Annotated in this window: 7 protein-coding genes and 1 pseudogene; 4 read left to right on the top strand and 4 right to left on the bottom strand. The window is 59.3% G+C overall.

Translation table 11 applies throughout. From position 1 onward, the window contains the following. Nucleotides 1–353, top strand: a pseudogene (locus Q0U90_RS11210) (Fe-S oxidoreductase); the annotation flags it as partial. Nucleotides 354–454: 101 nt separating this feature from the next. Here the strand turns inward: Q0U90_RS11210 and Q0U90_RS11205 are convergent. Further along, nucleotides 455–1,198 carry an FMN reductase gene (locus Q0U90_RS11205; RefSeq protein ID WP_297455118.1) on the bottom strand — a complete coding sequence of 248 codons (744 nt, stop codon included), beginning with the start codon at nt 1,196–1,198 and terminating at the stop codon, nt 455–457. After that, the gene (locus Q0U90_RS11200; protein WP_297455116.1) at nt 1,195–2,319 is read right to left on the bottom strand and encodes a CE1758 family FMN-dependent luciferase-like monooxygenase; all 1,125 of its coding nucleotides are present in this window, start codon (nt 2,317–2,319) and stop codon (nt 1,195–1,197) included. Before Q0U90_RS11200 ends, Q0U90_RS11205 begins: the two co-directional genes overlap by 4 nt. 153 nt (nt 2,320–2,472) lie before the next feature. On the opposite strand from Q0U90_RS11200, the gene Q0U90_RS11195 reads away from it, so the two are divergent. The 3 genes from Q0U90_RS11195 to Q0U90_RS11185 all read left to right on the top strand — a co-directional run bounded on the left by Q0U90_RS11195 (nt 2,473) and on the right by Q0U90_RS11185 (nt 6,602). Further along, a complete protein-coding gene (locus Q0U90_RS11195; RefSeq protein WP_297455113.1) occupies nt 2,473–3,009 on the top strand; it encodes a YceI family protein in 537 nt (178 codons plus the stop codon). Nucleotides 3,010–3,356: 347 nt separating this feature from the next. Further along, complete coding sequence (locus Q0U90_RS11190; RefSeq protein WP_297455124.1) at nt 3,357–4,598, top strand: pyridoxal phosphate-dependent aminotransferase; 1,242 nt, start codon at nt 3,357–3,359, stop codon at nt 4,596–4,598. Between the two features lie 219 nt (nt 4,599–4,817). Then, nucleotides 4,818–6,602: a YibE/F family protein gene (locus tag Q0U90_RS11185; RefSeq protein WP_366516654.1), complete on the top strand. Its 1,785-nt coding sequence runs from the start codon at nt 4,818–4,820 to the stop codon at nt 6,600–6,602. Here the strand turns inward: Q0U90_RS11185 and Q0U90_RS11180 are convergent. Both Q0U90_RS11180 and dcd read right to left on the bottom strand, forming a co-directional pair. After that, nucleotides 6,599–7,981, bottom strand: coding sequence for a UDP-glucose/GDP-mannose dehydrogenase family protein (locus Q0U90_RS11180; protein ID WP_297455110.1), 1,383 nt, complete (start codon nt 7,979–7,981; stop codon nt 6,599–6,601). The two genes, Q0U90_RS11185 and Q0U90_RS11180, sit on opposite strands and share 4 nt — an antisense overlap. Before the next feature lie 188 nt (nt 7,982–8,169). Continuing rightward, nucleotides 8,170–8,672 (bottom strand): dCTP deaminase (dcd, locus tag Q0U90_RS11175; protein ID WP_297455106.1); only part of this gene is annotated, 503 nt, incomplete at its 5' end.

The raw sequence follows: 8,672 nt of genomic DNA, 5'->3' as shown, positions 1-8,672 counted from the left end.
CCGAGCAGCCAGCAGCTGAGCAGCCGAAGACCGCATCCGGCGCGCCAGTTCCGGGTGGCGCGCGCAGGGGCGCTCCAATTCCGGGTGGCGCTCGCAAGGCCAAGCCAGCTGCTAGCGCTCCGGCCCCGGCAGCCGAGGAAACCGAGGCTCAGGAGGCACCTGCTCAGCCAGCGGCAGAGCAGGCTCCGGAGCAGCCACAGGTTACCGAAGAGCAGTCGACGGAAGAGGCCACCTCCACCGAGCAGGCCGCTGAGGCTCCTGCAGAGGAGACGCAGGCACCGTCGTCAAGCGCTAAGAACCTTCCGCGCAACCAGCACGGAGTTCCGCTGCCAGGCTCGGCGCGACGCAAGTAGCACTCGCTGAGTAAACAAGAATCCGCCCAGGAGATTTTCTCCGGGCGGATTTTTTATGCTTTACGACGGCCGCGTCTTGGCATCAACAGCGGCGTCAGCAGCTACTTCGCAGAGCCGTCGAGACCTTCTAAAAGTGTCGCGAAGTCTGTCACATTGGTGTCTACCTGGGTGTTCGTACTGCGCCGATAATTGGGCTTGTCGGCACTCTGACTGGTCCCATCTGCCACTTCCGCTGAATGCGCCGCATCGCCTTCTGCAGCGTTCGCCCCAAAATCTGGGCCAAATCCCACTACGGCTGAGCGGACATCGACAAGGTACTCGGCGAGCTCACGGGCTGCGCGCACGACGCGGTTATGCATCTCCGCGCCGGATGCTCCGCCAGAGCCAAAGTCCTCAGTAGCTGCAAACACAGCGGTCGACATAACGGTGGCACGCAAGTAGCTAAACAGCGGACGCATCGCATACTCCAGCACCAACGAATGTCGCGGCGTACCGACGGTCGCGGCAATGATGACAGGCATGGAGGTCAACGCATCCTTATCCAGGGCATCAAAGAACATCTTGAACAGCCCCGAGTAGGACGCCGCGAACACTGGGGTCGCGGCAATCAAGCCATCAGCACCGCTGACAGTATCGAGGGCGGTGCGCAACTTTTCGTCGTAAAGCCCTGTGGACATCACAGTACCGAGGCTGACAGCGAGTTCGCGCAGCTCAACGTACTCAATTTGGAGCCCCTCGCCACGCTTGGAAACCTGCACGTCAACAGCTTCCGCGATGCGATCGGCGAGGATGCGCGTGGTTGATGGGTCGGAAAGCCCAGCGCTTACTACGACGAGCTTTCTCACTGCTGATTCCTTTCCGCCGGGCGGACCAGCAGGTGCGGGGAATCTGTGCCTTCGGCGACGAGCGAGGCGTGCGTCGGCGGGTCGGAGGGCACGTGTGCCGGACGGCGGCGCTCGAATTCTTCACGCAGGACCGGAACGATTTCGGTTCCGAGGATTTCAATCTGCTCCAACGCCATTTCCAGCGGCAAACCGGCATGGTCGAGGAGGAATAGCTGGCGCTGGTAGTCACCCACGGCATCCGCGTAACCCAGGTAACGCTCGATGATTTGCTCAGGCGTGCCGACGGTCAGTGGAGTAATGTGCTCAAATTCCTCCAACGATGGCCCATGTCCGTAAACCGGTGCGTTGTCGAAGTATGGGCGGAAAATTTCCTTGGCCTTCTTTTCTGTCTCAGCGGCGAAGACCTGCCCGCCAAGCCCCACAATTGCCTGGTCAGCAGCGCCGTGTCCGTAGTGCTCAAAGCGCTGGCGGTAGAGGGTGACCATCGCAGTGGTGTGCTCAATATTCCAGAAAATGTGATTGTGGAAGAAGCCGTCACCGTAGAAAGCGGCCTGCTCAGCAATCTCGGTAGACCGAATCGAGCCGTGCCACGCGAAGGGAGCCACACCGTCGAGCGGGCGCGGAGTGGATGTAAAGGACTGCAGCGGAGTGCGGAATTGACCTTGCCAATCCACGTTCTCTTCACGCCAGAGAGTACGCAGCAGGTGGTAATTCTCGATGGCTAGCGGGATACCCTTGCGGATATCTTTGCCAAACCACGGGTAGACCGGACCGGTGTTACCGCGGCCCATCATAAGGTCCATACGACCTTCGGAAAGGTGCTGGAGGTAGGCGTAATCCTCGGCGATGCGCACAGGGTCAGTGGTGGTAATAAGCGTCGTCGAGGTCGACAGAATCAGATTCTCGGTCTGCGCTGCGAGGTTGGCTAACAAGATTGGCGGGTTCGCCGGGGCCACAAACGGTGGATTGTGGTGCTGGCCGGTAGCAAATACATCGAGGCCGACCTCTTCGGCCTTCTTCGCTAGCGCGATAGTTGCCTTAATGCGCTCGTGCTCGGTGGGAATCTGTCCGGTCGTGGGGTCTTTTGTTACGTCGCCAATGGTGAAAATTCCGAATTGCATGTCTCCATATTAGGCATTAATTGTTGACATGTCACCACAACTCTAGTTATAGTTGACACGTCAACACCGGAAGTTGGTTCCGGCGGACAAAATGCTTCAAACCATTCGCAACACAAACCATTCGCAACACTTTTAACTTTTAGGAGATTCACCATGGCTCTTCAGTCTGGCAACTACGTTCTTGATACTCAGCACTCCACCGTTGGCTTCAACGTTCGCCACGCAATGATTACCAAGGGCCACGGCCAGTTCGACGAGTTCGAGACTGCTATCACCTTCGATGCTGACAAGCCGGAGGCATCCACAGTCAAGGCAACCATCCAGGCGAACTCCATCAACACCAACAATGAGGAGCGCGACAACCACCTGCGCTCGAAGGACTTCTTCGGCACCAACGAGAACCCGACCCTCGAGTTCGTCTCCACCGCAATTGAGCTCCAGAGCGAGGAGAAGGCCACCGTTACCGGCGACCTGACCATGAATGGCGTTACCAAGCCGGTCACCCTGGATGTCGACATCTTCGGTTCTGCTGAGGACCCGTGGGGCCAGACCCGCATTGGATTCGAGGCCACTGCCCAGATTGACCGCACCGACTTCGGCATTGAGTACAACGCACCGATCAAGACTGGCGGCATCCTGATTGGCAACGAAATCTCCCTGCAAATCGACGGCTCCGCGGTTAAGCAGTAACTGGCAGTCAATATCACTGGCAGTCAGTAGCTAACAGCCAGAACTAAACCACAGTGCTCTGCATCCCCTTGCAGGGCACTTTTGCTTATCCAGGACACCTTTCGCCTACTCAATGCGCACTCGGTCTGCACCCCAGCGCACACTCAATGCACGTTTAATCTGCCCCCACTAAAAGAAAAAGCATGGTGTGGAAGCAAAAAGGTGGCATGCTTAGACAGGTGAGTTCCAGTAAAGACACTTCCCAGGGCACCGAAACCACCAACGAGACGACACAGGACGCACAGGCTGCGCAGGCCGCTCAGGCCGAGCAGTCCCGTGCCGCCCGCGTTGCCGCCCGTCGTGGAAACATCAGGGCACCTCGCCGCACTCCGCTGAAGACGCTGGACCAATCCTCCAAGCTGCAGAATGTCCTCTACGACATTCGCGGTCCGGTGACCACCCTCGCCGAGCAGATGGAGGCCGACGGCCACCGCATCATGATGCTCAACACGGGCAACCCGGCAAAGTTCGGCTTTGACGCACCTGACACCATCGTGCAGGACATGGTCCGCGCCCTCCCCCACGCACAGGGCTACTCCGAGTCGAAGGGTATTTACTCGGCACGCCGTGCCGTCGTCACGCGCTATGAGATGGACCCGGAGTTCCCTCGTTTCGACGTCAACGATGTCTGGCTGGGAAACGGCGTCTCCGAGCTGATTTCCATCACCACCCAGGCGCTGCTCAACGAGGGCGATGAAGTCCTCATTCCAGCTCCGGATTACCCGCTGTGGACTGCGGCAACCACCCTCGCCGGCGGTAAGGCCGTCCACTACACGTGCGATGAGGAAAATAACTGGGCACCGGATGTCGAGGACATTCGCTCGAAGGTGACCGATCGCACGAAGGCAATCGTCATCATCAACCCGAACAACCCGACCGGCGCTGTCTACTCGCGCCAGACGCTAGAGGCCATTGTCGATATCGCTCGTGAGCACTCGCTGCTGCTGCTTTCCGACGAAATCTACGACCGTATCCTCTACGACGACGCGGAACACATTTCCACTGCGTCGCTGGCTCCGGATTTGCTCTGTATCACTTTCAATGGCCTGTCCAAGACCTACCGCGTGGCCGGCTACCGCGCTGGTTGGATGGTGCTGACTGGGCCGAAGCGCCACGCAGAGGGCTTCATCGAGGGCATCAACCTGTTGGCCAGCACTCGCCTGTGCCCAAATGTTCCCGCTCAGCACGGTATTCAGGTTGCACTTGGCGGCTACCAGTCCATCGAGGACTTGATTCTGCCGGGCGGTCGCCTGCTGGAGCAGCGCAATGTTGCCTACGAGGGGCTGACCTCGATTCCGGGCGTGAGCTGTGTGAAGCCGATGGGTGCGATGTATGCATTCCCGAAGCTGGACCCGAACGTCTACGAAATTCACGACGACGAAAAGCTGATGCTCGACATCCTGCGTGAAGAGAAGATTCTGATGGTCGGCGGCTCAGGCTTCAACTACCCCACACCGGATCACTTCCGCATTGTCACCCTTCCGTGGGCACGAGATCTGAAGGAAGCCATCGAGCGCCTGGGCAACTTCCTGGCCAGCTACAAGCAGTAGCAGGGTTTAAGGTTACGCACGCTGCTGGTTCTGCCCTTTTCACATATCGATGCGCTATTCACTTATGGCCACACTGGAGCGCATCGATGAGTGAATATTGCATCGATATGTGGGCCATAGCGCTGATGACCAGGTTCCGGCACGCCGGAATGAACGTCCCCTCCCGGGACTGGCACAGCGATTAGGTTATTAAGGGTGGGCAGGCATTCAAAAGACTCAATGAACTCTAGTAACCAACAGCCTTTTCGCGTTTCTGCTGGTTCCAACATGGGTGCGCATTTCGATGCGCTTAGGAACCCGAACACCGACGCGGCTACCAGCCGGTTCCGGGCAGTCAATGCTGCTAACGCTGCCAATAGGGCGCCCTCAAAACGAGAACCGGCCACTAAACCAACGCCGGTTGCAAAGCCAACACGCGCAGCAAAACCAGAGCTAACCGCAAAGCCAACACGCGCAGCAAAACCGGTTACGCCGGCAAAGAACCGACACAATCCCACAGCCGCCCGTCGCGTGCTGGCCACAGTCCTTACCGTTGCAGGTATTGCGACTTTCCTCGCGCTGGTTGGACTCTGGCCATCGGGGGATGCCCCGAGTCCTGGGCCGGGTTTCCTGCGGTCACAGACATCAGCTGCGGAGACGGTCAAGGGAACCGTCGTAAAGCACAGCGTCGGCGCCTGCAATTCGCCTGACAACGGACGCGTGTTTGACGACCAGCCGCGCCCAGGACTGGCAGCTCCCCTCGATGATGCCTCTGCGCCGAAGTGTCAGCTCTCGGTTATCGAGCTGACCTCGGGTCCGGACGAGGGCAAGAAAACCTTGCTTGAGGCATCCGGGCTACCCGGCGAAATTGAGCTCAAGGAAGGTGACAAGGTCGTCCTGGCGATTCACCGCCCGAACGCGGCTGAAGCCTCCGACAACGGTCTTACACCGGGCCCAGGGATGATGGTGCCACCTCCCGAGGCTGTTCCCGCACCTGGCCCTGAAGGTGCGCCTGAGCCACCTCCGGCTCCGGCACCTGCTCCCGAGCCTGCTCCGGCTCCGGAAGATGCACCACCAGCACCACCAGCACCACCAGTACCACCAGCTCCTGAGCCCGGCCCAGAAGCTCCTGTATCTGCCGCTCCTGCCGTCGATATGCATGTCGTAAACCTGGCACCGCAGCACGTTGTCGACACCGCCGGCATTGGCAATACGTACACCTTCCTGGACATGGACCGCACCACGACGATCTGGTTGTGGCTCGGTGCGGCGGTACTCCTCATCGTCCTCGTAGGTATGACCCGCGGTATCTTGAGCCTCATCGGTCTTGGCATCACACTGGCCGCTGTGATGGGCTTCCTCGTTCCGGCGCTGCTCCGCGGTGGCGATCCAGTGGCGCTGTCCATCACGGCGGGCGCGGCGATTCTCTTCCCGGTGCTCTTCCTCGTGCACGGCATCAACTGGAAGTCGGCTTCTGCGCTGGCGGGCACACTCACCACGATGGTGCTGGCGGCTGGGCTGGCTAACCTTGCGATTTCCACCTCGCAGCTGCGCGGCTTGGGCAATGAGGACAACCTGCTCATTCAGCTCTATCTGCCTGAGGTTTCCGTCACGGGTCTGCTTCTGGCTGGGTTCATTATCGGCGCGTTGGGCGTGCTTAACGACGTCACCATCGCCCAGGCCTCGACCGTCCAGGAGCTCTATGAAGCAGCTCCGAAATCGCGGCCTATGGAGGTCTTCCGCTCGGCGATGCGTGTTGGTCGTGACCACATTGCGTCGATGGTCTACACGCTGGTGCTGGCCTACCTCGGCACAGCGCTGCCCTTGTCGATTCTGTTGAGTGTCTCGGACCGGCCACTAATGCAATCGTTGACCTCCGATGTGGTGGCGACCGAGCTGCTGCGCTCCATTATCGGCGCTGTGGCCTTGGTGCTCGCAGTGCCAATTACCACTTTTATTGCCGCATATACCGTGGCGCCGGAGGGAATGAAGTTCCCGAAGCGCTCGCGGGAGGCAAGTATTTAGCCGCGACCGAGGCAGGTGATGTCCCAGCCGGCGGCACTCCACTCGTCGGCTGGCAGGCAGTTACGGCCATCCACAACCGCTGCCCGCTTGACCAGCTTCTTCGCAGCCACCGGGTCGATGTCGCGGAACTGCTGCCACTCGGTAGCGACCACGACCATCTCCGAGCCCTCCAGGGCCGCTTCGATACTCGGCGAGTACTCCAAGGTTGGGAAATTCTTCTTGGCGTTCTCCATCGCCTGCGGGTCGTAAACGCTTACCGAAGCACCAGCCAACGACAGCGAACCGGCAATCGACAGTGCCGGGGAGTCACGCACATCGTCAGAGTTCGGCTTGAAAGCCGCGCCCAGCACGGTCACGGTGTGACCGAGCAGCGAACCACCGAAGCTACCGCGCACCAAGTCAACGGTCTTTTCACGGCGACGCATGTTAATTGCATCGACCTCACGCAGGAAGGTCAACGCCTGGTCAACTCCCAACTCACCGGCGCGAGCCATGAAAGCGCGGATATCCTTCGGCAGGCAACCGCCGCCGAAGCCCAGTCCCGCATTGAGGAAGCGGCGGCCAATGCGGGCATCCATACCGATGGCGTCGGCAATCGTGGTGATGTCCGCGCCCGTTACCTCACAGATTTCGGAGACCGCGTTGATGAAGGAGATCTTGGTAGCGAGGAAGGCGTTCGCCGATACCTTCACCAGCTCTGCGGTTGCGGTGTCTGCGACGATGAACGGCGTCTCGCGCTCGAAGATGGGGCCGAAGCATTCGCGCAGGTTTTCCTCGGCGATGGATTCCACTTCCTGGCCTGCACCATTGAGAATCATGCCCGGCTTCTGCACGCCCAGGACCACGCGGTCCGGCTCGAGGGTGTCCTTCACAGCGAAGCCCTCGCGCAGGAACTCCGGGTTCCAGGCGATTTCGAGGCTGGTGTTCTTCAGCTCGTCATCGCCGGATGCGGCGCGCTCGCTAATCATCTCCGCAGCCAGTTCCTGCAGGCGCGGCGCGGTACCGACGGGCACGGTGGACTTACCAAACACCAAGTGCTTGCCGACGACGCGCTGAGCCAACTCGGTAATAGCGGCATCCACATAGCGAACGTCAGCTGCGTACGAGCCCTTGACCTGTGGAGTGCCCACGCCCACGAAGTGGACGTTGGCAAATTCAACGGCCTCGTCGTAGTTAGTGGTGAAACGTAGCCGTCCCGACTCAACATGCTTTTTCAGCAGTTCGGGCAAACCGGGTTCGAAGAAAGGAACTCGACCTGCGGACAATGCCTCAATCTTGGCGGGATCTACATCTACGCCGAGGACCTCGTGACCCAGCTCCGCCATCGCTGCGGCATGAGTGGCACCGAGGTAACCCGTACCAATAACCGTAATACGCATAAAGGCTATTATTTGTCGAAGGACAAAAGGCCTTCAAGCCGATTTAGCCCTTAAATGGTGTGAACTAAAGGCTCATCTTTAGGCTTTCCACCTGCGAAAACTCTTTATCGAACAATTGTTTCTGTTTCTTCACCGAGAATTCACTCGGGGCTATTCGCAATTCATTTATGTCCCGAGGTCCCGAAGTCTTATTCCTCATCACGGAAGTTGAGGTACGCACGCGACGGCGTCGGACCGCGCTGCCCCTGGTACTTCGAACCGAGCTTGCCGGAACCGTAAGGCACCTCCGCCGGCGAGGACATCTTGAACAACGCCAGCTGGCCGACCTTCATGTTCGGCCACAGTGCAATGGGCAAGTTTGCGACGTTGGACAGCTCCAGCGTGATGTGGCCAGAAAATCCTGGGTCAATAAAGCCGGCTGTCGAGTGCGTTGCCAAGCCCAGACGCCCCAGCGAGGACTTACCCTCCAGACGGCCTGCCAAATTCGGCGGAATGGTGAAGTACTCCAAGGTCGATGCCAGGACGAACTCGCCCGGGTGAAGAATGAAGGGCTGCCCTTCTGGAACCTCGTGTGGGGAAGTCAGTTCTTCCTGTGGCAGCTTCGGATCGATGTGCGTGTATTGGGAGTTGTTGAAGACTCGGAAGAACTTATCCAGGCGCACGTCGATAGACGAAGGCTGAATCATCTTCG

It is taken from the genome of uncultured Corynebacterium sp. (assembly GCF_946998835.1).
Lineage (GTDB): Bacteria > Actinomycetota > Actinomycetes > Mycobacteriales > Mycobacteriaceae > Corynebacterium.
This window is presented reverse-complemented; position numbering and strand designations above follow the sequence as displayed.